Origin of the sequence: Nitrosospira multiformis, assembly GCF_900110185.1 — a bacterium.
GTDB classification, from domain to species: Bacteria; Pseudomonadota; Gammaproteobacteria; order Burkholderiales; family Nitrosomonadaceae; genus Nitrosospira; species Nitrosospira multiformis_A.
Genome location: NZ_FOCT01000001.1, coordinates 389,255 through 414,612, shown reverse-complemented (window position 1 = coordinate 414,612; position 25,358 = coordinate 389,255). Strand labels below are relative to the sequence as shown.

Sequence of the window (25,358 nt, the reverse complement as noted above, 5' to 3'; positions counted from 1 at the left end):
GGCAAATTAAGTACGCTTTAATTTCCAATCTCAAATATCAAAGCCGCTTGGTAGTTCGGTATATCTCTCGACATCAAAGTCGGGTATGGGTCGCTTTTCCTTTAGCCCGAGACCGAAATTTCTTACCTTTTCCTTCCAGCCTCCTTATCGAGCCGTTAAGGTGTACTTCAGTCCAATGGGAGTCGTTCCGGAATTACTGAAATACCCTGTCGAGCATGTCAGAAAATGTGTAGCCGCGGTACTTAACGCATCGTCCGAGCGATTACCACCAAGAACAGTATGAAAAAATCCGGTCAAGCGCGTCAGCTTACTCGACCTCAAAGGTACTACCTGCATGCAGTGGAGCGCCAAACGAGGCGAGGCAACGTGCGAGCAATGGGCTCTTCGCCTAGTTTCTTCAGTCGTATGGTCCTATCCGGTTTCTGCTGCTTCATGTCGTTCTCCTTGCAGGAATCGAAGAAATTGTCTCAATCCGAGCTCGGGGTCTAACCTGACACTGCTCCAGGTTGAGCTGTTCAATTCACATAGGAAATGCCGAACAAGCGCAGAAATACACAAAACGAATACGTAGTTCTATGCATGTACTCTTTTCCGGCTGCTGCTACAGTAGGCTCATGGGATTACGAAATCAAAGACCATTTTGTTGCTCTCGCCCCGCTCTTGAACGTGGACGTCCGCTTATCGATACAGGCAACGGGCCGAAAGGGGTGCCGAAGAGCGTGAAAGCTTGCTTCATTAAATCCACCCACTTTTCAAGCCCTGGTATTCCTATGCATAGCAAGGGCGTACCTTTACTGTTGTGACAACAGATACCAGGCTGGATATTCGTTTATGTTTCGGTTCCATAAAATCTATATTGCAAATTTACTATGAAGCCTTACGAGTATATTCCCCCTCCTGCCGAAGCATTGCTGGCCCCTGCCGTTCTGCGGACAAGGCAAGAGTCGCCTTATGTAGATTTACTCTCTCTAGTATTCTGGACAGCGATTGCGTGTCTTGTAATTTTTACAAGCAAAACAGCGTACGGCCAACTGCTCGGACTCTTTCCGGCTGCCCTACCTTTTCTCCCCCCGCTATTCCAATACTGGGAGGAACGCGCTAACCAACGCCAAATCCAGTTTCTCAAGACTTACACATTCCCTTCCCTTATCGAAGAGCGAGTCAAGGAGCGATATCCACACCTTTCCGCCGAACAGTTGTCCCTCGTCACATTGGGACTTCGCCAATTCTTTCTGCTTTCTAAAACTTCGGGCCGACCTTTATCAATGCCTTCGCGCGTGGTTGACGCTGCCTGGCATGAGTTTATCCTGCTTACACGTGAATATGCCGATTTTTGCCGAGAGGGAATGGGGCGCTTTCTTCACCACACCCCCAACGAGTCGATTCACTCCATATGCAACAACGGGGGTAGGAATGGTAGGAATATCTGGCAATTAGCGTGCGACTGGGAAGGGATAAATGCGTGGTCGCCCTCTCAATTACCGTTTCTTTTCCAGATCGACACCTTGCTGAACATCCCCGATGGAATCACACATTCCTTGGACGCCTACGAGGAGGAGATGAATTTTCAATGTGCGACAGGCTATCTTTCCTGAACTCGGATTGGGGGGTATAGCCCCAGTATGGTTTTCATCCATTTCCGCTGCAAGAGGGGTTTCAGTCAATGTTCAGGTGACCGTGAAATCGAATACAGGAAAACAGGTGTACTCCGGACAAATCGTTTTTCAAGGCATTCCTATCCGCTCTTCTTGCCTCATCGAGAGCAAAATTGACCTCGAATTGAGCTTTCAGGCCGGACATGGTATAGGTGGAAAGTACAGCTTTCCACTTTCTTTAGCTGCAGGCACCTTTGCTGTGGATGATATGTCCTGGCTATCGTTCCAGCACCTCGCCGATGGGTTTGAGCATGCCTGTCGCTCACGACTTCGGTATGACGAGAGAGGACGCGATCAGCAGCGGTGGTCACCTCCCCATCTGGGCAAAAAAACCAGTGCGATGAACAGGACGGCCTCTATCGTCATTAGCATCATTAGCACATTCTGCATCCCACTTCACTCAGTGATATAACCTAAAAAATCAACTGCATTCCCACTTCTAAAAAAGCTCCAGGAGTTTTTTCACAGTCTGATCTGCGGGGATGAACCGGCTTAACGCCGCATTGGATCAACAGTTCATAATGCGTGTTACCAACATGCGAGGTGAATGGATCGCGCCGGGGGTATTTCCAGGCGGACCGAAGGGGGCAACATGTAGTTGCCTTGCCATGATAACTTTTCGCCTCCTCAGATCATCACGCCTTTTTGCTGAGGGGGCATCTCGAAATAGTTCTTTTCGGGTTGAAATACCATCGTGCCGATGAACAGGCTGACGACCGTGACAACGATACTTGCAAAAAAGGCAGTCCAGAATCCAGAAATCCTGAATCCGGGCACGAGTGCCGATACCAGCATCATCATAAGGGCATTGATAACCAGCAAAAAAAAGCCGAAGGTGATCAATGTCAGCGGGATGGTCAGAATGATGATGACTGGTTTTACGACAGCATTGACCAGGCCCAACAGCAAAGCGGATATGAACAGAGATTTTTTGCTGCTGAATGAAATCCCCTGAAACATCAGGCTTGCGATCCATAGCGAGAGCGATGTGACACCCCAATGAGCCAGAAATGCCATCATGTTATCCAGCATTTTTCAGTCCTGATTTCCGGGGTCATATTTAATTGGTATATTAGCAGCTACCGCCAGGTGAGCGCAGAGAGTTTGGCATGATAGTACATTTGTCTTCAGGGGTATCGGTAAATTTTACAGCGATTCGACTGTCGTTTGGGAAGAACGGCTTGCACGGCGGGGCCAAGCGGGTGGCACAGATCCTGCTTATTTTCAAAGTGCGGCGTTTCGGTATCGGTTCTGATGGATTGCGAGTCCAGCGGTATCTGTCCTGTGGTATTCCAAGCTTCTACAGATGTTGTAGGGGGGCGTGAACAGGATTATGATGCGGCATCTTCGCCCCCATCTACATAAGGGGTAAATCCGGACAATCTGGCATGCAAGCGGCGAGCGATGCTATGCGCAAAGCAGCAGATTGGGTTGAGAATCGGAACAAAAATGTATTATTAGCCGTGGACGGCGCCAGCGTTAAACAAGTATTAAAACGGAAAATTCGATGACGTCTTCTTCCGATATTCTTAATGCCCGGATTTTAGTGGTCGACGACCGGAAAGGTAATGTCGAACTCCTTCAGGGCATGCTTTCGAGCGCGGGTTACACTTCAATTACCTGCACCATGAATCCCCGGGAAGTATGTGATCTTCATCGCACCAATCGGTACGATCTCATCCTCCTCGATCTGATGATGCCGGGAATGGATGGATTTCAGGTGATGGAATGTTTGAGAGAAATAGAATCGCAAATAGAATCGGAAGCAGGATATGAAAGCGGGCTTCAGATTCAATCTCAAGGTGAGCGCACGGCTCTTCCCGTCCTGGTAATCACTGCCCAGCCGCAGCATAAAGAGAGAGCCTTGGAGGCAGGGGCCAAAGGTTTTATTACCAAGCCTTTTGACCGTCTGCAGATGTTGATGCATGTTCATGACGTGCTTGAAATCAGGCAGTTGCAGAAACAGCTGCAGAAATTTGCTGTACGTAGTAAAGGCGTGCCAGAGGATAAAATTTTTCCCCGGGAAACTGGAGATTTGTTTGATCAGCTTGCGGGTAATCTTCCCCAAGTGTTCTGGATCTGGGATGTCCATGACAAAACCTTTCGCTATATTAACCCTGAGTGGGAGAAAATGACAGGACAGCGGGTTGGCCGGGGAGATAGGCTGGAAACGATTTTCGAACCTGTGCACCCGGAAGACATGGAACGTGTCCTGCGCGAAGCCGCAGATCTGCCGCTAGGGGGCCTGGACCATGATTACCGCTTGCTATTACCAGATATGTCGATACGATGGGTCCATTCGCGCACTTTCCCGATCAAGGATTCAGCCGGCGTGCATCGAATCGTAGGGGTAATGGATGACATCACCCAGCGCAAGCAGGCGGATCAGCAGTTGCTGCAGGTTTCCCATTATGACGCGCTCACGCATCTTCCCAACCGTGTCCTGTTTTATGAGTCACTCCGCAAGGTAATCAAACAATCTGAAATGAATCATCGGATCGTTTCAGTATTGTTTCTCGATATTGATAACTTCAAAAATATAAATGATACGCTGGGTTTTGCACTGGGAGATGAACTGCTGCGTGAGTTCAGTCTTCGTTTGCTGGAATGCCTGCGTGTAACCGATATCGTGGCGCGCATCGGAGGAGATGAATTCGGTTGCATTCTTGTCAGTGCTGACGATTTGGGGAATGCGGGCTTGGTGGCAAGCAAGATCAGGGAAGCATTGCGCCAACCCTTCGATTTACAGGGCCATCAAGTCACGGTAACGGCGAGTATCGGAATCAGCGTGTACCCGATAGATTCGGTCGATGCCGATACGCTCGTAAAAAATGGGGATACTGCGATGTATCGGTCCAAGACGGCAGGCAGGGACACCTATCGCTTCTTTACGCCAGAAATGAATGTCCGGGCAATCGAGAAACTTGACCAGGAAAATGCTTTGCGAAAGGCGCTCGATCGGGATGAGTTTGTCTTGCATTATCAGCCGAAGGTGGATCTCTCCAGCGGATGGGTCACCGGCATGGAAGCTCTCCTGAGATGGAAGCGGCCCGAACATGGCGTGGTGGGGCCGCTGGAATTTATCCCGGCACTCGAACAGACCGGATTGATAACCCAAGTGGGCGCTTGGGTTATCGAGAGCGTATGCAGACAGATTGCGGAGTGGCGTCATGCGGGGATAGGAGAAATCCCGGTTTCGGTCAATGTCTCGGGAAGACAGTTTTCGCGGAGCACTTTAAACGAGGATGTTATTCGGGCAACTCAGGCCAACGGCATCCAGCCCGCACTCCTCGAATTCGAATTGCAGACGGAAAGAGCATTGCGGGAAAACAGCATCGATTCCGATCTGCTGGAACTGGAGCTGACGGAAAGCTCTTTGATGACGCATGCAAAGAAGACAGTAAGTATTCTGCAGAGATTGAAGGTGCTCGGAATCCAGATCTCGATCGATGACTTCGGAACTGGTTATTCAAGCCTGTCATACGTAAAACGGTTTCCAATAGATGTGCTGAAGATCGACCGTTCTTTTATCCAGGAGATCACTACAAATTCCGCCGATGCCGCCATTACCACTGCCATCATCGATATGGCGCACAGCCTTCATGTGAGAGTGGTAGCGGAGGGTGTGGAAACTGCCGAACAATTTGATTTTCTGAAAGGAAGAGGGTGTGACGAAGTGCAGGGTTTCTACTTGTCACCTCCGCTCCCGGCAAACGAAATATCCCAATTGCTGTTGAGCGGAAACCGGCGGCTTAAACCCACTTCATGCCGGCCTAATACTGGCGAATCTGCCTGTAGTCCTTGAGATTGAGTCTGGCAGATTTCTCCGTCACCTCCAGCCGGAATTTCAACATGCTTCTCATAGAGAATTTCCAAAGAACATGAACTATCGAGAGGACTTGGGGAATCCCTGAACAAATCCTCTCCCGCACCTGCGAAGGATTCGTTCAGCGGTTCCTTGGCATCTGCATCGAGCGTTGCGACGGTCGCTAAATCGCGCGCCGCACCCAAGCCGAGCGGAAAGAGAAAAGAAGAAGAGGGGGAATAAATTCGGGATCAGGACGGAGAGCATTACCGTTGGGGCCTGGAACGGGTAAAATATGTACCCGTTGCCTCTTATCACTTTCTTTTATCCCTCATAATTTCTTTTGTTCATGAGCATGCGCTTTGCCTGTTTGGGAAGTGGTTCGCAGGGCAACGCTCTGGTAGTCGAGGCGGGGAACACCCGGTTGTTACTGGATTGTGGTTTTACGCTCCGGGAAACCGTTATTCGCCTCGCCCGACTTGATCTCGAACCGGACACGATAGATGCGGTTGTCGTAACTCATGAGCATAGCGATCATATTTGCGGTGTTGCCCGGTTTGCACGCAAGTTCGGTATCCCTGTCTGGTTGACCCATGGCACGTTGCGCAGTGCGGGGAAAGCGTTTGGGAAACTGCCAAGAGTCAATACCATAGAAGGTTACCAGCGTTTTTCCATCGGGGACATTGAAGTAGAACCTTACCCGGTTCCGCATGATGCACAGGAACCTGCGCAATTCGTGTTTGGAAACGGTTCGTTGCGACTGGGCGTATTGACTGATACAGGTTGCTCAACTCCCCATATCGAAGCGGTACTGAGTGACTGTGACGCTCTTGTGCTGGAATGCAACCATGATGCTCGGATGCTGGCAAACAGCGATTACCCGGAAAGCCTGAAGCGAAGGGTGGGAGGGCGTTTCGGTCATCTTGAGAATGCTGCTTCGGCAAGTCTTCTCGCCAAACTCAATTGCAACCGCCTGCAGCATGTCATAGCAGCCCATCTGAGCCAAAAGAACAATACACCCCTGCTTGTGCAGGGAATGCTGAGCGATGCTTTAAACTGCGAAGCAGCCTGGATTGGCGTAGCCACCCAGAGCGAGGGTTTTGGATGGCGTCAGTTGTTCTGACAGGAACAGCAAAACAAAAACCAATAAAACAACAAAAAGCCGTCCTGGGACGGCTTCATTTATTACGTTAAAAAGCGTTTTACTTTACTTCGGAAGAAGTGTCGGATTCGACAGCAGGCTGATCGGGAGTTGAGGATCCTTGCGACATGATTTTCGAGTAGTTTTCCTTTTCCTGCTCGGGAAGCGCCTGGTTCGGCTTGCCACAAGCGGTCATTGTCAGCACTACTGTGGCAGCCAGGAGTGAGAGTCTTATCATTTATTCCCTCTTGATAGTTAATTATGAAATTAACATTCTACATCGGAATGTCTTTGTCCTTCAAGAGACAAGGAGAATAAGGAGGATAGGATCGCTGATGAGCGGTGCGGGAGGTAGCAGGTTATCAGGCAAGTGCCGTTCGCCTGCTCCTGTCATCCGGGGATCTCGACTATTTGGAGCAAAAAAAAACCATCCGAAAGGATGGCTTTTTTTTGCCTGGGACCGAGGCTTAGTGTCCTTCCGGTATTGCGCTTTGTCCCTCTGGAAGGGGATTGCCATTCCCGTCGAGTTTATGCCCAGGGAGAACAGCTTGGCCGGAGTATTCATCATCCGGACTTGTGCCAGCGGCTGAAGCGGTTGACTCACCGGCTGGAGCAGCTGAACTCTTGTCGCCAGCAGCCGCGCCACGCTCTTGATCCAAAGTCGTACCCTCTTCAGTCCGGGTTCCATACGATGTCGAATTCGCAGGCAAAGCCTGTTCCGGTCTTTTACATGCGGAAAGAGCGAGTGCTGCCATCAAAGCTGCGGCGATAAGTGAAAGTTTCATTGTCGAGCGTCCTTAATAAAAATGAAATGATATGACGGGAATCATATTATATAGTAAAAAATTTCCGTTCAATCGAAATTTGCTATATCCAACATTGAGCTGGCTGATCCGCAATTATTGACTGACGAAAATGCTTTGCCTTTTGTGCTATTGCGCTGGAGCCTGCTTGGCGTTATCTCCGGTAGCTCCGGAAGCATTGCCCGGAGCTTCTTCCTTATCAAGTTCGCCGAAATCGGGCGCCGAATCACGCTCGACCATTGCGGAGGGAGGCGGTTTATCCATAGGATGTTTTTTGTATTCACAAGCGGACAGCGCAGCGGCTGCCAACACAATGGCAAGGAGTGAGTATTTCATTATTCAATCATCCTATAGAGTACAAAAACGATAGTGTAACAGAAGCGTTTGAGGATTCAAATCCCCTTGTTTCAGTCCTTCTCACCCTGGAACGGAGCCTAGGCTTGGGCTATAAAAAAGGCCGTCCCGGGGGACGGCCTTTTTAACGCTTGGTTAGGCGTATTGTTACTTTGCCTCATCTTTCGGTGGTTCATCTTTCTTTGTCTCCGTCCCGGCACCATCTTTCTGGGCCGCTTCAATATCCGCATCACTGAGCTGTCCTTCACGTTTCTCCCAAAGGCTCGGCGGATATTGTCCGGGTTTTCCTTCCCCCGGTTGGTGCTGTTTCATTTGATCGCATGCGGAAAATGCCAATGTTACCAACGCTGCAGCGAGGAGCGAGTACTTCATTTTTTTAATCTCCTTATAAGGTTTATAACAAATCATGGGTAAGTTACAAGAGCGTTTCGGCCATTCAAATCTGAGCGGACCACCAACCGGACCACCAACTAGCAGCACCTATCGTAATAGCAGAATTGCCATTACTTTAATAGCAGAATTAGGAAATATTGTCTAGTCGTTGGTATTTTACGCCATTCCATTATAAGGTTTTTGGTTTTAACTGAAGGTCGGTTGAGGTATCCATTTTTTACTGGAACGGGACTCGAAGAACCCGCAGATTGCATTTCTATTTCTTTATCCTGGGAGAAATGCTCACTGTCCAAGGATGGCCATATCTATGGCAGAGGTGGGCGCATAATGGATGCGGATAACGTGAAAGTCATTGTTTCTGCTCTTTCATTAGGGCGAGAAGGTTGCACTTGATTGCGCCTCATGGGATCCTCGCGCTGCTCCTGGAGGCACCTCCATTGACCTCCATCTCTGCCAGTTGTGCCAGAGGAATCCGACTCTATCCAGTAAAATGGGGGTGGTAAGGTGATGGTGAGTCAGATATTCCCCTCATCCAGTTGAGGCATGAATTCCGTTCCGATCAGGGTTATGTACGCAATGATCTGGAATCACTGTCTGCCTTCTTTGGCTTGCCGCTCTGTCTTTTGCTCGGCGCGCAGCATCAAGGCGCCGTTCACCACGAGCCGTTCACCCGGCTCCAGGCCGGAAAGGATGACCGCGCGGTCCTTGAGGCGCAGGCCTACTTTGACCCGGCGCAATTGATAGTGATAGTCCCCCGCGTTCACATATACCCAGTCGGATTCATCCTCGACAAACAGGGCGTCCAGCGGAACGATGATCGATAAATCATCAATATTGCTCAGTACCGTGACGCGAGCAAACATCGCGGGCAAAAGCTTTCTTTCCAGATTGGGCACAATGCATCGCACTTTTACCGTTCGCGTGGTTTCATCCACCACCTTGCTGATATAGCCGACTGTCGCTTTAAATTCCTTTCCCGGATAGGCCGGCACCTCCAGCAACACCGTGGTGCCGACATGGATCAATCCGATATCCTTTTCAAAAATATCCATCTGGGCCCACAATTGATCCAGGTCGGAAATGACGAATAGGGGTGTGGGCAGATCGGGTCTTACTTCCATGCCGGGGTTGATATTTCGCTCGGTAACTATGCCTGAAATCGGCGAATGTAAAACGAAGCGGTTATCGAGGCGCAGATTATTCGCACCCAGATTGGCCAGTTTGAGGCGTGCCCGTTCTGCTTCACTGCGTGCGTGGATCAATTTGTCCTCCATCAGCTCCCACTCCTTGCGCGGGGCGATGTCGTTGTCAAACAGTTCCTTCGTGCGCTGGTAGTTGAGTTTCGCCAGTTTGAGATCGGCTACCGCATCCCTGTAGGCGGATTGAGCCTGTCCCAGCTCCGGACTGTCAATCTCTACCAAGGTGTCGCCATTGTGGATTTGATCACCCAGCGCGGCAATTGCGCCTGTCACCCTGCCGGAAACAGGGGAGGAAATACGTGCGGTATTGCTCTCGTCGTAAACTATTTTGCCCGTGACGGGCTCCATCAGCGGGCGTTGGACTGATTCGATGATTTTGTCCTTGATGTACGCGCGTTTCGGGGAATCGCCACCGTTTCGGGGAATCGCCACCAAGTATCACTTCATCATTCGTGGAGGTCTGCCTCGATTCTGGCGGTTCATGACTGGATCGACAGCCCGGTAGAAACAGGCTCAATAACCCGACGGCTAAACAGATAAGGTAACGGAATCCGGAATCCATGGATCTACTCACCTGTCAGTTGGTTTGATGATTTCAGGTTACTTCTTTTTTATTATCGATTCCTGGATTTCATCAGTCTGCCTCGGTATCTTCAACATAAACGTAACCATCGAGGTACCACTGATATAGCAGTGCCTGTGTTTCGGCATCGATATCCCTCACAGGGGATAAGGCAAGGCGATCGGCCAGCTCTCCTAATATCCGTTGTGCGGTTTTTCCTACTTCATATACGTCTCCGTTCAGGAAAATCTTGTTTCCCCTGAAGAGCATGCGGCTTTTCAGATCCAGTTGCAGTTTCCCTTTTCTTATCCGACGGGCGAATTCCCGTTCGGATATCGGCTCTTGGGGAGGTGTAAAAAAGACGTGAGGTTTGGGTTCGGTTAAATACATACCGATAAAATGTTCCACTTCAACGTTGTCCCACTCAATTTTGTCGAGCGCGGCGTTGATCTGATCCAGCATCGCGGAACTGATTCGTCCGGGATGGGTTTGAATCCTGAGATCTGGATCCTCGTAGATACCCGATATTTCGCAGTTATCCTGGAGATGAACGAGAAACTGCGTCGCGAGCTCCTGATAGGTTGGCGCGCGAAAACCGATGGAATAGGTCATGCAGGGTTCCACCGCAACCCCATCGTGCGCATAGCCAGGCGGCAAATACAGCATATCGCCCGGTTCCAGTACCCATTCCTGCTCCGGCCTGAAATCCTGCAGAATCTTAAGCGGCGCGGCGGCCACCAGCGTTCTGTCCTTCTGGCCCGATATCCGCCAGCGTCTGCGGCCTGTTCCTTGCAGCAGAAAAACGTCGTAGGAGTCAAAGTGCGGTCCCACGCCTCCGTCTTCGGGAGCATAGCTGACCATCAGATCGTCGAGCCGGGAATGCGAAATGAAGTTGAATTTCAGCAGCAGTTCACGCGCCGCCGGGAGGAAGTGATTGACGTCCTGCACCAGCAGAGTCCAGCCTTTCTGCGGCAGCCGCGCGAAAGCGCCAGGCGCGAAGGGACCATGCCTCACCTCCCACCGCCCGTTTCTGCGGGTAACCAGACGTGATTGCGCATCCTCCTGACAGGCCAGGTTGATAAGCTCATTGGCATCCAGCAGTCCTCTGAAATCCGGCAAGGCTTTGCGTATCAGCAAAGGTTTTTTCTGCCAATGATCCCGCAGGAAGTCGCTTGGCGAGATGCCGCCTAAAAGCTGGATTTTCGTCATGAAATCAGGTAACAACGACTGCACCACAGAGGCAGGTGCAGTGGGGTAACGGTGCAATCATTTCGGACCTTCCCGGTGATAACCGGATGCCAGCATTCTCTTATCTGCCACGCATGAACATCTTATCCAGGTCAGTACGGCTGAGCTCAAACCATGTCGGCCTGCCGTGATTACACTGGCCGGAACGTTCGGTGATTTCCATTTCCCGCAGCAGTGCATTCATTTCCGGAATGCTCAGGCTACGGTTGGCCCGAACCGCTCCGTGACAGGCCATGGTGGCGAGGAGTTCGTTTCGCCTGCCGACGAGTACCTGGCTCCCTCCAAATTCCCGGATTTCGTTCAACACATCACGCGCGAGCGTTACCACATCGGCATCCTTGAGCGCGGCAGGTACGGCTCGTACCGCAAGCATCGTGGGTGAGAACGGGGAGATCTCGAATCCGATCTCATGCAGAACAGCGCTGTTTTCTTCCGCCGTGGCGATATCCTGGCTATCTGCCCGGAATGCGGCCGGAATCAGCAAGGGCTGCATGGAGAGCGTGTGGTTGTCGAGCGCCGACTTGAGTTTCTCGTACAGGATGCGTTCGTGCGCGGCGTGCATATCCACGATAAGCAGGCCTCTTTCATTCTGCGACAGGATGTAGACGCCTAGAAGCTGCGCCAGCGCAAATCCCAATGGCGGGATTTCCGGTTCCCGAATAGCCCCTTCCGGCTCCATGGAGGCAGATTGCCCCTTGAACCCAGTCTGATATCCAATCTGACGAGCGTTGGCATCGGAACCGGAATCGGAACCGAAAAGCACCTGGTAGAACGCCTGCGGTTGAGCCGCTTTTATCTGAGGCGGCGCCGAGGCAAAAGGAATCGCATCCTGCCGGGAATAAGCGGGAGGCGCACTGGACACTTCTCCGGCTGCCTTCCGGGTGAATTCAGGAAGTTTTCCGGCTACAGGTACTGCTGCTCCACCCGTCAGGTGCGGCATGGCCAGAGCCTTGTCAACCGTATGAAAGATGAATTGATGGAGCGCACGCGGATCGCGGAATCTCACCTCCGTTTTGCTTGGGTGCACGTTAACATCCACACCGCCCCCATTTATTTCCAGGAATAGTACAAACGCCGGATGCCGATCCAGATGGAGGATGTCGCGATAGGCTTCACGCAGGGCGTGGGCAACGAGTTTGTCACGCACGAAACGCCCATTGACGAAGAAATATTGGGCATCACCAGAAGACCGGCTGTAGGCAGGGAGTGCGGCCATGCCCCATAACCGTAGATCCGCTGCCTGATCATCGACGAATACCGAGGCCTGACTGAATTCATCTCCTAATACTGCCGCAATGCGCAGTCTTGCATCCGCTGTCCGCAAGTGGCTCCGTACAGTGCCATTGTGTTGCAAGGTGAAACCGACGCCGGGCCGTGAGAGGGCAATACGCTTGAACACGCTCTCGCAATGGGCAAATTCGGTAGCTTCTGTTTTCAGAAATTTCCGCCGGGCGGGAGTGTTGAAGTAGAGATCGCGCATTTCCACGGCTGTTCCCCGGGCGAACGCAGCAGGCTCAGGCGGGGTGAGCCGTCCTGCTTCCGCCTCTATCCGCCAAGCGTGCTTATCTCCCGCACTGCGGCTTACCAGAGCCAGTCGGGAAACGGAAGCGATGCTTGCAAGCGCTTCGCCGCGAAAACCCAGACTGGGCACATTCTGCAAATCCTCCAGAGTCCTTATCTTGCTGGTGGCGTGGCGGGCAAGTGCAAGGGGCAGGTCTTCTCCGGAAATTCCCGCCCCATTGTCTGCCACCCGCACAAGCTTGACACCGCCCTGGAAAAGCTGCACCGTTACTTCGGTGGCTCCCGCATCGAGGCTGTTTTCCAGTAGTTCCTTGAGCGCCGAAGCGGGACGTTCAACGACTTCTCCTGCCGCAATCTGGCTGATGAGAAGATCGGGCAGTGGTTGGATTGCATTCATGGTTGATCACATTGGCAGAGCATCCCTTCATTATACTGCCCGGAGCCGGAAAGCCCTGAACAAGTCTCCAACAGATTCTCGCCCCCTCCCTGTCCCGTATGTCGCGCTGCCATCTCCCCGTTCGCTTCAGCTAAAGATGGCTGGCAAGAGGTGGCAGGAGAGGCGACAAGCGAGGGTTAACAGGAAGGTGAGGGGGGCAAAGAACCGATGAAAGGATCGGTGAAAAGGGAACAGTGAAACAGGGACGGTGAAACGCTGTTTCCGTTCGATGCCATATGTGCCCTTATGTACCTTATGCCCGCTATGCCCATTTGGCGTTTATGGACGTTCGGTCATGGCCGCCGCAACGGTTGCCCGGTCAAGATGGGGGGCAAACATTTCGATGAAATCATATACGTATTTGCGCAGATAACTGTTGCGGCTGATACCAATGCGTGTCGTGCTGGGTTCGAATAGATGGCTGGCGTCAATGGCTCGCAAATGCCGGTCGCGCGAAGGTTCAAACGCCATCTGCGCCAGTATCCCGATTCCCAGTCCCAGTTCCACATAGGTTTTAATGACATCCGCATCAATCGCCGTGAGCACGACATTGGGGACCAAGCCTTTTGCATCGAATGCCTGATTGATCTTCGAGCGGCCGGTAAATGCAAAATCATAAGTGATGATCGGATGCTCGGCGATTGCTTCCAGCGTCAATTCCTTGAGTTTGAGCAGCGGATGCCTAGGCGGAACAATTACGCAGCGGTTCCACTGGTAGCATGGCAGCATGACGAGTTCGCTGAACAGTTCGATTGCTTCCGTGGCAATCGCTATATCGGCCACCCCGGACGTGACCAGTTCAGCGATCTGTGTCGGATTGCCCTGGCGTAAAACCAGTCGCACCTTGGGGTAGCGTGCGGTAAAATGCTGAATTGCGGAAGGCAGTGCATACCGCGCTTGTGTATGGGTCGTCGCGATCGTCAGAGAGCCGCTGGCTTCATTGGCAAATTCCTGCCCCACCTGCTTCAGGTTTTTTGCGTCTCTTAACATTCTTTCGGCAATTTCAAGAATCGCCCGGCCGGGCGGCGTGGTTTCAACCACCCGCTTGCCGTTCCGTACAAAAATATCCACCCCCAGTTCGTTTTCCAGCAGGCGGATCTGCTTGCTGATGCCGGGCTGGGATGTATGGAGAATTTCCGCCGCCTTGGATAAGTTCAAGCCCTGGTTGGCGACTTCGCATAGATAACGTAATTGCTGCAATTTCATGACTCGTGATCTAAATAATGTTTGGTTATGTTAATCTAACATAATATTCTTTCACGATATATATGTTCATTGCTATTATCGCGTTTTCGATGCATCATGCGCGGTTTCCTGCTCCTCGCATGCGTGGGCGAAGCGGGGAGAGGTGATGGGATATGGCATACACAGTGGAATAGTGGAGGACATAAATGGGTTATCTGGATAACCTCGCAAATGACGGGGAAATAGCTTTGTACGATCAGTCGGTACAGGAGTACCGCGATCTGAAAATGGATGTTACGCGCTTTACTGCCGGCCGCCTTCAAATGGGGATTTACGGCCAGCGGCAGGAAGGGGTCAACATGGTGCGTATCAAGCTGCCCGGCGGACGGGTATCCGCTCCGAAACTGAGAACGATCGCCTCCGCCCTGGAGAAATTCTCCCGGCACGATGTGGTCCATATCACCACGCGCCAGGATATCCAGATGCATTACGTGCCGCTGGAGCAGACACCGGCTACCTTGCGCCACTTGGCGGAAGGGGGGTTGACCACCCGCGAGGCCTGCGGCAATACGATACGGAATATAACGACTTGCCCGCTTTCCGGGGTGTGTCCTCGCCAGCATACCGACGTCACCCATCACCTGGAGGGAACGGTGCGGCATATGCTGCGCAATCCCCTGACGCAGCAGATGCCGCGCAAGTTCAAGATCAGCTTGTCAGCCTGCGAGGCCGATTGTGCGCAGGGGATGATGCATGATCTCGGGGTCATCGCGGTACGCAATGGCGACCGCTTCGGCTTCAAGGTGGTTGCGGGCGGTGGTCTCGGACACAAGCCTCATGAAGCTATCGTTGTAGAAGAATTCATCGAGGAGAAGGACCTGCTGGCGGTGATGGAAGCAGTGATTCAACTGCACAACCGCTATTCGGATCGTACCAAACGCGCGAAATCGCGAATCAAGTTTCTGGTGGACAAGTTCGGTCCTGAAGGGTTTGTCGAAAAATATCGCGAAGAGCTGGTGCGTACCAAATCGGCACTCGCAAACATTGATTACCCGAAAGGCGAATGGAGCCCCGGCAAGGAGGGGGAAGCGCCAGGCATTGGTGCCCCGCGCCGTATTTTCCCGCAGAAACAGGCAGGCTACTATGTATTCCCCATCAGCGTGCCGATGGGCAACCTGAACGCAAGCCAATTGCGCGGCCTCGCCGATATTTGTGACACCTTCGAGTTGCCCGATATCCGCACCAGCCAGGATCAGAACATGTTCCTGTCAGACGTGCCCGAAGCCAAAATCGAACCCCTGCGCGCTGCCCTTGCTGCATTGGGACTGGGAGTGCCGAAGGCGGGCGATGATGTGGTGGCCTGTCCGGGAACATCGACGTGCCGTTTGGGGATTACTTCCAGTACGATCGTGGGGCCCAAACTGAGCGGGGGCGAGCATGACCTGAAGATACGGGTATCAGGATGTCATAATGGCTGCGCGCAGCCGGAAGCAGGAGATATCGGCATCTACGGTGAAGGCAAGCGCATGCATGGCAAACTCGTGCCGCATTACCAGATGCACTTCGGCGGTAATGGGATGGCGCGCGGCGCGCTGGCGTTCAAAGGTCCATCGATACCGACAGCGCGTATCGAGGAGGCGGTGAAACGGGTGCAATCGGCTTTTTCAGCCACACGTGAGGCGGATGAGCCATTCTTTTCCTGGGCGCATCGGAAGGATAAAGCCTATTTCAATGATCTGCTGGCGGATCTGGTGGAGGTCAAGCCCGAACAAGTGGAATCTGTTCTACGCGATCATGGCCAGAAGGCTGATTTCAAGGTGTTGCAATTGGGCGGGGGTGAGTGTGCCGGCATAGTGCAGACAAGGACTGGCACGAGCTTTTTCGAAGCCGCGCATGAGCGCAATTATCGGGATGCGCTCAAGTTTCAACTGAAATTTGCCGATTCTGTTGGGTGCGCCGCAGAGATTGCGCGCTTGCTCGCACAAGGCACGCTGGAACTGATTGGCGGCGAGAAGCGCGATGACCTGTCGGGTTTAGCGGAGGAGTTCCGACGTTTGCTGCCCACCAAGCCGCGGCTGTCCCGGCAGTTGGCCAAATTTGCAGAAGATTTCGCGAGCCCCGCGGAAGAGTTGAATGACGCTCGCCTGACTGAGTGGTTTGCCGAATTGGATACGTGGACGATGGAGGTCGCGCAGTTCTGCCTGGATTTCGACCGTGGGCTCGATCTGGAGGGTGCGCTGCCGAGGCCGCTTCCCGCGAAATCCGCGTTGGGACGGGTACCTTCATCGGCGACTGTCTGATTAACTCGATGAATGATTGGCCGGGAATAATTGGTTGAGGACATGAGCCTGGATCAAAAAATTGCAGAGGTACGAACACTGCTCGAGAGGGTGCAGAAAGATTATTTGCCTGCCACTTTCGCAAACAGTTTCGGCGCTGAGGATATGGTGCTGACCGATCTCATTGCGCGGCATTATCCGGATATCGAAATGTTCACATTGGATACCGGACGGCTTCCGCAGGAGACCTATGACCTCATGCAGCAGGTTACCGAGCGGTACGGCATCCAGATTCCAGTCTATTTTCCGGATGCCGCCGCAGTGGAAGCGTACGTGGCGCAGAACGGCCCCAATGCGTTTTACGACAGCGTGGATTTGCGCAAGAAGTGCTGCCACATCCGCAAGGTCGAACCATTGAAACGGGCCTTGAGGGATAAGCGGGCATGGATTACCGGCTTGCGCCGGGATCAGGCGCCCACCCGGAAGGGTTTGGTCGAATCGGAGTTCGATGCCGAGAACGGCCTGCAAAAATTCAGCCCCTTGCTGGACTGGAGCCAGACTGACGTGTGGGCGTATCTCAAGCAGTTCGATGTGCCATACAACGCTCTGCACGACAAAGGTTACACGAGCATCGGATGCGCTCCTTGCACTCGCGCCATTACTCCCGGTGAGGATGTTCGTGCCGGCCGCTGGTGGTGGGAGGATCCGGAAATCAAGGAATGTGGCCTGCACTCTGGCAAAAAACGCGGCGCCCATAATATCGCCAGCGCCACCACTGCCGGTTCAGGCGCGGCAGTAAAGGATCTGGCTGTTTCAGACTGAATGCGGGGTCTCAGAGAGCGGGAATAAAAGACATCAGCGAGCACAGCAGGGATAGTAGAGACAAGGGAATTGCGTGGAGCACCTCCTGAACTGAATGGGGATTGTTTGATGGACGTTATTTTGAATCAAATGGATGAATTTGCACCTGTTGCAGGACCGGTTGCAGGTCTTGTGATGAAGAATGAACCGATGGTCATCAAGCGGCGTGTCGCGCGACAACTTAGCCACCTTGAAGCACTGGAAAGCGAAGCAATCCATATCATGCGCGAGGTCGCGGCCGAGTGTGCCAATCCAGCTCTACTCTTTTCCGGTGGCAAGGACTCGATTGTTCTTCTGCGTCTGGCGGAAAAGGCTTTCCGTCCAGGACGTTTCCCGTTTCCTTTGATGCATGTCGATACCGGCCATAATTTTCCGGAAGTGATCGAGTTTCGTGACCGTCGTGTCAAGCAGCTCGGTGAGCGCTTAATTGTTGCCAGCATGGAAGACTCGATCAAGCAGGGAAGGGTGGTGTTGCGCTCTGAAAATCAAAGCCGTAATCCCTTTCAATCCGTGACGCTGCTGGATGCCATTGCCGAACACGGTTTCGATGCCTGTATTGGCGGCGCCCGGCGCGACGAGGAGAAAGCTCGGGCAAAGGAACGCATATTCTCCTTCCGGGATGAATTCGGCCAATGGGATCCGAAGAATCAGCGCCCGGAATTATGGGATCTTTACAATGCAAGGGTTCATCCGGGAGAAAATATCCGCGTATTTCCCATCAGCAACTGGACGGAACTCGATGTGTGGGAATACATTTCACGCGAGGGGCTGGAGGTGCCGCATATCTATTTCGCCCACAGGCGTGATGTCATCCGGCGCGGCAGTGGTCTTTTGCCGATATCCCACCTGGTTCAGCCGAAGGAAGGGGAAAAGGTTGAAAATCTCATGGTGCGCTTCCGGACGGTGGGTGACATGAGCTGCACCTGTCCGGTGGAGTCGACAGCGGTCGGTATCGGGGAAATCATTGCAGAGACGGCGGTTACGCGAATTACTGAGCGGGGTGCAACGCGCATGGACGACCAGACATCGGAGGCTTCCATGGAGTTGCGCAAGAGAGAAGGATATTTCTGAGAGGCGTTGCCATCTCCCGAGCGACTCCGGTTTTCCTTTTTTAAGATGACAGCTTCTGAAAGCAGGTAATCTCCGATCTTGTTTCATCTTTGTTTCAGTTTATAAAGTAACGGGAAAGCAGAATTTCAAGACGAGTGTTAAATGTCAGCTATTGAAAATATTTCTTTCGATCATTCGGAGTTGTTGCGTTTCATTACCGCAGGTAGCGTAGATGACGGCAAAAGCACGCTGATTGGTCGCTTGCTGCATGACTCAAAATCGATTTTTGAAGACCAGTTGAGCGCGATTACCCATACTTCGCGCAAGCGCGGGATGGAAGCTGTCGATCTGTCGCTGCTCACCGATGGCCTCCAGGCAGAGCGCGAACAAGGCATTACCATCGATGTGGCCTATCGTTACTTCGCCACGCCCAAGCGCAAGTTCATCATTGCTGACACGCCGGGCCATGAGCAATATACCCGCAACATGGTGACCGGCGCTTCCACCGCCAATCTTGCCATTATCCTGATCGACGCGCGCAAGGGTGTGCTCACACAATCCCGTCGTCATGCCTATCTCGCCAGCCTCGTCGGTATTCCTCATCTGGTGGTGGCGGTCAACAAGATGGATCTGGTGGATTACTCCCAGGACGTATTTGAACGAATCTGCCAGGAGTTTCACCGTTTCGTTGCCGGACTCAATCTGAAAAACATCGCCTATATTCCGATGTCTGCGCTGAACGGCGATATGGTGGTCGAGCGCGGCAACAACCTCGGCTGGTACGAAGGCATGACATTGATGGATTTACTGGAAAAGGTTCCGGTTGACCATGACATCAACCTTGAAGATTTTCGCTTTCCCGTGCAATTGGTGTGCCGCCCGCAAACGGAGGAATGGCATGACTTCCGGGGCTACATGGGTCGTATCGAATCCGGTTCCATCAGTGTGGGTGACGAGGTGCAGGTTCTGCCTTCCGGCTTGACTTCGCGCATCAAGGAGATTGTTACCTATGAAGGAAATGTCGAGGATGCGGTTGCGCCCCAGTCGGTAACGCTGACGATTGAAGATCATCTGGATATATCAAGGGGAGACATGCTGGTAAAAATTTCCCAGCTTCCCCAGGTTACAAAAGAATTTGATGCGATGCTGTGCTGGTTGTCTGAGCAGAGCCTCGATCCCCGACGCAAATACCTGATCAAGCACTCTACACGGTTGGTAAAAGCCGTCATATCCCGCATAGAGTATCGGCTGGATATCAATACCCTGAAACATGAAGCCGCCGATATTCTCAAAATGAATGACATTGCGCGGGTATCGCTCAAGGTCCATCAACCTCTGGTATGGGATGCTTACCAGCGTAACCATGCGACCGGCAGCTTCATCGTGATTGATGAGGTTACGAACAATACCGTGGCCGCAGGGATGATTTGTCCTTCAAAAGGTTAGAGTCGGTAAGCCCGAGAGGCTGTCAGGTAGTAGCGGCGTTTTAATGCTGCAGGACTGGCAGCAACACGCAGTCCGGAAAGCTCAACAAGGCGTATGGGGAGATAAGGGCGGATAAGGGGAACAGGACCTTGCCGCTTTTGTATTTTTAAAGCGGGAAAAAGCACAAACTGAAAAGGGGTATAAAACTTTTCGTACGTAATCAGTTTTGATAGCTGATTTGATAGCTGATGATTTTTGCCTCTTTTGATTTCACTTATAATTTTTGAATGACTTTATCATGACAAGTTTACAATCGGCGCTTCACCCGGCACAGGTATCTGACGTTCCATCTCCGGCGCTGGGATTTGGCATGGCTTTTGCCGACCTGTATCGTCGGGAAGGGCTGGTGAGACTGGACCAGGCATTCCTGGGTTTTCTAGATGAAGGAGAGCCGGGACTACGTGTTCGTCTGGAGCATGCGCGAATTCAACCCGATCATCTCGATCGCAAGGAAGAAGCTGCACTGCTGATTGAAGTCGCGCCCTGGATGGAGGATTTCATTGCCAAGCTATTCGGCATAGAGAAAGAAGCCGGAGCGCTTGCTGCACGTCATCATCAGCTCGCACCCCTTTATTCCTGCAAGAGGCTGTTCGTGCAGCGGCGCGCCATGAACAAGGTCAGTGAGGCTGATGCTGCCGCAGTGGATGGCGTTGCACTGGAAGCAAAACTGGCAGCCGAATTCGGCACTCCTTTCTCAGAGCTGGTTTTTGCAACAAAAGTGATGGAGTGGCTGCTGGACGAGAGCGCGAATGAAGATCGCCTCAAGGATGCCTTGCTGTATGCCGCGTGGGCGTTGAAGACTCCTAACGGACGGGAGCGCAATGCAACTGGCGTATTGTTCAAGGCCCCGGCCAAGCTCGATTTCCTGCATCTGCTGTCGACGGAAACGGACACGTCGGCAGGTTATACGATTCACAAGCTTCACCATATACGCCGCCGGGAAGGATTTTCCCTCACCGACCGGGGAACCGACCTGGTGGGAGCCCTGGATGAGGCGAATTATTGCATCTGGTGCCATGAACAGGGGAAGGATTCCTGTTCCAAAGGGATGAAAGAAAAACAAAAAACACCCGATGAGCCTGTTACCTTCAAGAAAAGCCAGCTTGGTGTGCTGCTGACAGGATGTCCTCTGGAAGAGCGCATTTCGGAATTTCACAAACTCAAGACGCAGGGCGTGGCAATAGGCGGCCTTGCGATGATTGTCATCGACAATCCCATGTGTGCCGGCACGGGTCATCGTATCTGCAATGACTGCATGAAATCCTGCATTTATCAAAAGCAGGAACCGGTCGATATCCCGCAGGCCGAGACGCGCACCCTCAAGGATGTCCTGGAACTGCCCTGGGGATTCGAGATATATAGCCTCCTGACGCGCTGGAACCCGCTCAATCTGCGCCGACCTGTGCCGAAGGCACCGACGGGACGCAAGGTGCTGGTCGTGGGCATGGGGCCAGCGGGATATACCCTGGCGCATCATTTGATGAATGACGGTCATACCGTGATTGGAATCGATGGTCTCAAGATCGAACCCCTGGAACCGGAACTCTCCGGCGTGAACAAGCAGGGGGAGCACGTTCCGTTCAGGGCCGTCCGCAATACGGATGAGCTCGCAGAGAATCTGGATGAGCGCATGCCTGGTGGTTTTGGCGGTGTTGCGGAATACGGCATCACCGTCCGCTGGGACAAGAACTTTCTCAAGCTGATCCGCCTGCTTCTGGAGCGGCGGGAAGAGTTTGCGCTTTTTGGCGGTGTCCGCTTCGGCGGAACACTCACTGCGGACGATGCATTCGCCATGGGATTCGATCATGTAGCGCTCGCTGCAGGAGCAGGACGTCCTACCGTGCTCGATTTGCCCAATGGTCTGGCCCGGGGAGTTCGCGCTGCGTCCGATTTCCTGATGGCATTGCAGTTGACCGGGGCGGCTCAGAGCAACTCTGTTGCCAATATGCAGCTGCGCCTGCCGGTGGTGGTCATCGGCGGGGGGTTGACGGCCATCGATACCGCGACCGAAGCATTGGCATACTATCCCGTACAAGTGGACAAGTTCCTCCGCCGCTATGAAATTCTTGTTGCCGTCCAGGGCGAAGCAGCGATTCGTGGAGCCTGGGATGAGGAAGAACGAGAAATTGCCGAGGAGTTTCTCAGTCATGCCCGCGCCATTCGGGCAGAGCGCAAGGAAGCGGAACGGGAAGAACGCGCCCCGCGAATACTTGAGTTGCTGCAATCCTGGGGAGGCGCGACGATCGCTTATCGAAAACGCCTCATCGACAGCCCTTCCTACACGCTCAACCATGAAGAAGTCGAAAAAGCCATGGAGGAGGGTATATGGTTTGCCGAAGGGCTCACTCCCGTCCGTGTGGATACCGATAGATGGGAGCATGCAAAGGCTGTGCATTTTGCGGTACAGGCGCTTGACGAAACCGGCTCCTGGCAGAAAACCGGGCAAGCCGTATTGCCTGCCCGCGCTGTTCTGGTCGCGGCGGGAACGCAGCCCAATACGGTGCTTGCGCGGGAGGACGATAAACATTTCAAGCTGCATGGACGCTATTTTGCCGCCTGCGATGAAAACGGCGATCCGGCTAGTCCGGCACGCGGGAATCCCAAGCCTGAGCATCCCACCGTACTGCTGAGCCGTAACGAGGATGGGCGTTTCATCAGTTTCTTCGGCGACCTGCATCCGTCCTATTCGGGGAATGTGGTGAAAGCGATGTCCAGCGCCAAGCAGGGTTATCCCGTGGTCAGCCACGTGCTTGAACGCCTGGCACCCGCTTCCACAAAGCCCGCCTGGCTGTTTTTTGCAGAGATCAATGGCAGGCTGCGCGCAACCGTGCACAAAGTCGAACGCCTCACGCCCAATATCGTGGAGGTCGTCGTGCACGCGCCGATGGCAGTGGAACGCTTTCATCCGGGGCAATTCTATCGCTTTCAGAATTTTGCAACGCTTGCCACAACCGCAGGCGATACCAAACTTGCGATGGAAGGCATTGCGCTTACCGGCGCCTCGGTAGATGTTTCCCGCGGGCTGGTTTCGCTCATTGCACTTGAGATGGGCGGGTCCGCGGATTTATGTGCAAGACTTAATCCGGGAGATCCTGTCGTTCTGATGGGCCCGACCGGCACGCCTACAGAAATTCTGCCAGATGAGACCGTGGCATTGGTGGGCGGGGGGCTCGGAAACGCCGTGCTGTTCTCCATCGGCGCTGCGGCACGGGCTGCGGGATCGAAAATCCTGTATTTTGCTGGGTACAAGAAGCTGATCGACCGTTACAAGGTGGCCGAAATCGAGGCTGCGGCCGACGTGGTGATTTGGTGCTGCGATGAAGCACCGGGTTTCGCGCCTTCCAGGCCGGGCGATTATAGTTTTGTGGGAAACATCGTCGAGGCAATGGCCGCTTATGGAAGCGGGGCGCTGGGACCGCAGAAAATCCGTCTGGCGGATGCCGATCGCATCATTGCCATTGGTTCCGACAGGATGATGGCGGCTGTAGGCGCGGCCCGCCATACCAGATTGAAACCCTACCTGAAAACGGATCATTTCGCGATCGGCTCCATCAACTCGCCTATGCAGTGCATGATGAAAGAAATCTGCGCTCAATGCCTGCAACCCCATAAGGACCCGAAGACCGGAGAAATTACATATGTGTTTTCGTGCTTCAACCAGGATCAACCACTCGATCAGGTCGATTTCGGCGGATTGGCGTCGCGTTTGCGCCAGAACAGCGTGCAGGAGAAATTGACCACCCGCTGGATCAGTCATTGCCTGAAAGAGACGAGCCAGCCGGAACTCGAAGTTTCTGCGGAGCCCGTCATTAAATAGGAAACATCGTCTTTCCAGAAAACGGGAATCCGGGCCTTTTCCAAACCAGCACAAGTGTAGGTCGGCTCTGACGGACAATGAAAACGTTGTCGGGCAGAGCTCCCACCTACGCTTCTGCACTTCCGTGAATTTTTACAATCGGAATCATTTCATGCCCGCGCTGATCCCCTCTGCAGGAATGGTTATCGGAAAGTTGGAGAAAAGAATCGGTTTTCATTTGATCGAGCACTGCATTGTGCCCAGGTTCATTTATAATTCGGGGTTTTTGTTGGAATAGGGCTCCGCGATAGGTGCAAGGGGCTTTTCACCTCGCCACCGAGCGTGGCGCATACAAGAAAGATAAAGGGAGATATTCATGCATATAGGAATACCGGCAGAGACCCGTGGGGGAGAGACCCGGGTTGCCGCCACGCCGGAGACGGTCAAGAAATTTACCGCCAAAGGTTTGCATGTCGTTCTGGTGCAGTCGGGCGCAGGTGCGGGCGCGAGCATACCGGACGAGGAATACCAGGCTGCCGGCGCAAGTATCGTGGCCGACCCAGGCGAGCTGTATGGCCAATCTCAGATCGTGCTCAAGGTGCGCGCGCCCGAAGCGTCTGAACTCGCGTTGATGCGCAAGGATGCCGTATTGGTTGGACTGCTTTCTCCGCATCAGGCCGAGGGTATCGAGGCGCTCGCCGCTCACGGCATAACCGCTTTTTCGATGGAGAAACTGCCGCGCATTTCGCGTGCCCAGAGCATGGATGTGCTGTCGTCACAGGCCAACATCGCCGGATATAAGGCGGTGCTCATGGCAGCCAATATCTACCAGAAATTTTTTCCCATGCTGATGACAGCTGCCGGTACGGTAAAGGCGGCGAGAGTATTGGTTCTGGGCGCAGGAGTGGCGGGATTGCAGGCCATTGCGACCGCCAAACGGCTGGGGGCGGTAATCGAAGCATTCGATGTGCGCCCGGCAGCCAAGGAACAGGTGGAAAGCCTGGGCGCCAAGTTTGTCGAGGTTGCGCTCAGCGATGAGGAAAAGGCGCAAGCGGAAACCGCGGGTGGATACGCGCGGGAAATGTCGGAGGATTACAAACGCCGTCAGGGCGAACTGGTGCACCAGCGCGCCGCTGCGGCCGACATCATCATTACAACGGCGCTGATTCCCGGTCGTCCGGCCCCCGTGCTGATCCGGGAAGAAACGGTGCAGGCGATGAAACCGGGTTCTGTTATTGTCGACTTGGCGGTTGAAGCCGGTGGCAACTGTCCCTTGTCTGAATTGAACAAGGTCGTCGTGAAACATGGCGTGCATCTTGTCGGCATTGCCAATCTGCCCGGACTGGTAGCGGCGGATTCTAGCGCCCTGTATGCGCGCAACCTGATGAATTTCCTCAACCTGATGCTCGATGCAAAGACGGGCGAACTCAACATAAATCGTGAAGACGAAATCATCGCCGGAACCTTGGTGTGCGTCAACGGGGAAGTCATCGGGAAAACCTGAAGGAACACGCCTCCGGATTGAAAAGCAGCGCCTGTGCTTTAACCGCTGCTTTTCCTCTCCTGGTTCGTGTCCTGGTAAAAA

General features: G+C 53.2%; 18 protein-coding genes. 9 read left to right on the top strand and 9 right to left on the bottom strand.

From position 1 onward, the window contains the following. Positions 1 to 869 precede the first annotated feature (869 nt). Entirely contained in the window at positions 870 to 1,595 is a 726-nt protein-coding gene (locus BMY01_RS01980) for a glycine-rich domain-containing protein (RefSeq protein WP_074743887.1), read from the top strand. Positions 1,596 to 2,282: 687 nt separating this feature from the next. Here BMY01_RS01980 and BMY01_RS01970 read toward each other — a convergent pair. Continuing rightward, on the bottom strand, positions 2,283 to 2,687 hold the full coding sequence (locus BMY01_RS01970) for a phage holin family protein (protein WP_074743885.1): 405 nt from the start codon (positions 2,685 to 2,687) through the stop codon (positions 2,283 to 2,285). 475 nt (positions 2,688 to 3,162) lie between these two features. Between BMY01_RS01970 and BMY01_RS01965 the strand changes: the two genes are divergently transcribed. Both BMY01_RS01965 and BMY01_RS01960 read left to right on the top strand, forming a co-directional pair. Continuing rightward, positions 3,163 to 5,460, top strand: coding sequence for an EAL domain-containing response regulator (locus BMY01_RS01965; protein WP_074743884.1), 2,298 nt, complete (start codon positions 3,163 to 3,165; stop codon positions 5,458 to 5,460). A gap of 355 nt (positions 5,461 to 5,815) precedes the next feature. Further along, the gene (locus BMY01_RS01960; RefSeq protein WP_074743974.1) at positions 5,816 to 6,583 is read left to right on the top strand and encodes an MBL fold metallo-hydrolase; all 768 of its coding nucleotides are present in this window, start codon (positions 5,816 to 5,818) and stop codon (positions 6,581 to 6,583) included. A 79-nt stretch (positions 6,584 to 6,662) separates the two neighbouring features. Here BMY01_RS01960 and BMY01_RS17690 read toward each other — a convergent pair whose 3' ends face one another. The 8 genes from BMY01_RS17690 to cysB form a co-directional block, all read right to left on the bottom strand. Next, positions 6,663 to 6,839 (bottom strand): hypothetical protein, encoded by a 177-nt coding sequence (locus BMY01_RS17690; RefSeq protein WP_175463186.1) that lies wholly within the window; start codon positions 6,837 to 6,839, stop codon positions 6,663 to 6,665. 229 nt (positions 6,840 to 7,068) lie between these two features. Then, a complete protein-coding gene (locus tag BMY01_RS01955; RefSeq protein WP_074743883.1) occupies positions 7,069 to 7,386 on the bottom strand; it encodes a hypothetical protein in 318 nt (105 codons plus the stop codon). A 147-nt stretch (positions 7,387 to 7,533) separates the two neighbouring features. Beyond that, the gene (locus BMY01_RS01950; protein ID WP_254772556.1) at positions 7,534 to 7,740 is read right to left on the bottom strand and encodes a hypothetical protein; all 207 of its coding nucleotides are present in this window, start codon (positions 7,738 to 7,740) and stop codon (positions 7,534 to 7,536) included. Between the two features lie 165 nt (positions 7,741 to 7,905). Continuing rightward, positions 7,906 to 8,130, bottom strand: a complete 225-nt coding sequence (locus BMY01_RS01945) for a hypothetical protein (RefSeq protein ID WP_074743881.1) — start codon at positions 8,128 to 8,130, stop codon at positions 7,906 to 7,908. Between the two features lie 608 nt (positions 8,131 to 8,738). Beyond that, positions 8,739 to 9,782 (bottom strand): efflux RND transporter periplasmic adaptor subunit, encoded by a 1,044-nt coding sequence (locus BMY01_RS01940; protein WP_254772555.1) that lies wholly within the window; start codon positions 9,780 to 9,782, stop codon positions 8,739 to 8,741. A gap of 202 nt (positions 9,783 to 9,984) precedes the next feature. Then, a complete protein-coding gene (locus tag BMY01_RS01935) occupies positions 9,985 to 11,121 on the bottom strand; it encodes a cupin domain-containing protein (RefSeq protein WP_074743879.1) in 1,137 nt (378 codons plus the stop codon). 100 nt (positions 11,122 to 11,221) lie between these two features. Beyond that, on the bottom strand, positions 11,222 to 13,078 hold the full coding sequence (mutL, locus tag BMY01_RS01930; RefSeq protein WP_074743878.1) for a DNA mismatch repair endonuclease MutL: 1,857 nt from the start codon (positions 13,076 to 13,078) through the stop codon (positions 11,222 to 11,224). A gap of 318 nt (positions 13,079 to 13,396) precedes the next feature. After that, positions 13,397 to 14,323 (bottom strand): HTH-type transcriptional regulator CysB, encoded by a 927-nt coding sequence (gene cysB / locus BMY01_RS01925; RefSeq protein ID WP_074743877.1) that lies wholly within the window; start codon positions 14,321 to 14,323, stop codon positions 13,397 to 13,399. 185 nt (positions 14,324 to 14,508) lie between these two features. Between cysB and BMY01_RS01920 the strand changes: the two genes are divergently transcribed. From BMY01_RS01920 to BMY01_RS01895, 6 genes are all read left to right on the top strand, one after another. Further along, on the top strand, positions 14,509 to 16,602 hold the full coding sequence (locus BMY01_RS01920; RefSeq protein ID WP_074743876.1) for a nitrite/sulfite reductase: 2,094 nt from the start codon (positions 14,509 to 14,511) through the stop codon (positions 16,600 to 16,602). Positions 16,603 to 16,644: 42 nt separating this feature from the next. Further along, positions 16,645 to 17,403, top strand: coding sequence for a phosphoadenylyl-sulfate reductase (locus BMY01_RS01915; protein WP_074743875.1), 759 nt, complete (start codon positions 16,645 to 16,647; stop codon positions 17,401 to 17,403). Between the two features lie 189 nt (positions 17,404 to 17,592). Further along, on the top strand, positions 17,593 to 18,513 hold the full coding sequence (cysD, locus tag BMY01_RS01910) for a sulfate adenylyltransferase subunit CysD (protein ID WP_074743973.1): 921 nt from the start codon (positions 17,593 to 17,595) through the stop codon (positions 18,511 to 18,513). A 141-nt stretch (positions 18,514 to 18,654) separates the two neighbouring features. Next, positions 18,655 to 19,938 (top strand): sulfate adenylyltransferase subunit CysN, encoded by a 1,284-nt coding sequence (cysN, locus tag BMY01_RS01905; RefSeq protein ID WP_074743874.1) that lies wholly within the window; start codon positions 18,655 to 18,657, stop codon positions 19,936 to 19,938. A gap of 277 nt (positions 19,939 to 20,215) precedes the next feature. Continuing rightward, entirely contained in the window at positions 20,216 to 23,794 is a 3,579-nt protein-coding gene (locus BMY01_RS01900) for an FAD-dependent oxidoreductase (RefSeq protein ID WP_074743873.1), read from the top strand. 355 nt (positions 23,795 to 24,149) lie between these two features. Continuing rightward, complete coding sequence (locus BMY01_RS01895) at positions 24,150 to 25,277, top strand: Re/Si-specific NAD(P)(+) transhydrogenase subunit alpha (protein ID WP_074743872.1); 1,128 nt, start codon at positions 24,150 to 24,152, stop codon at positions 25,275 to 25,277. The last annotated feature ends 81 nt before the right edge of the window (positions 25,278 to 25,358 follow it).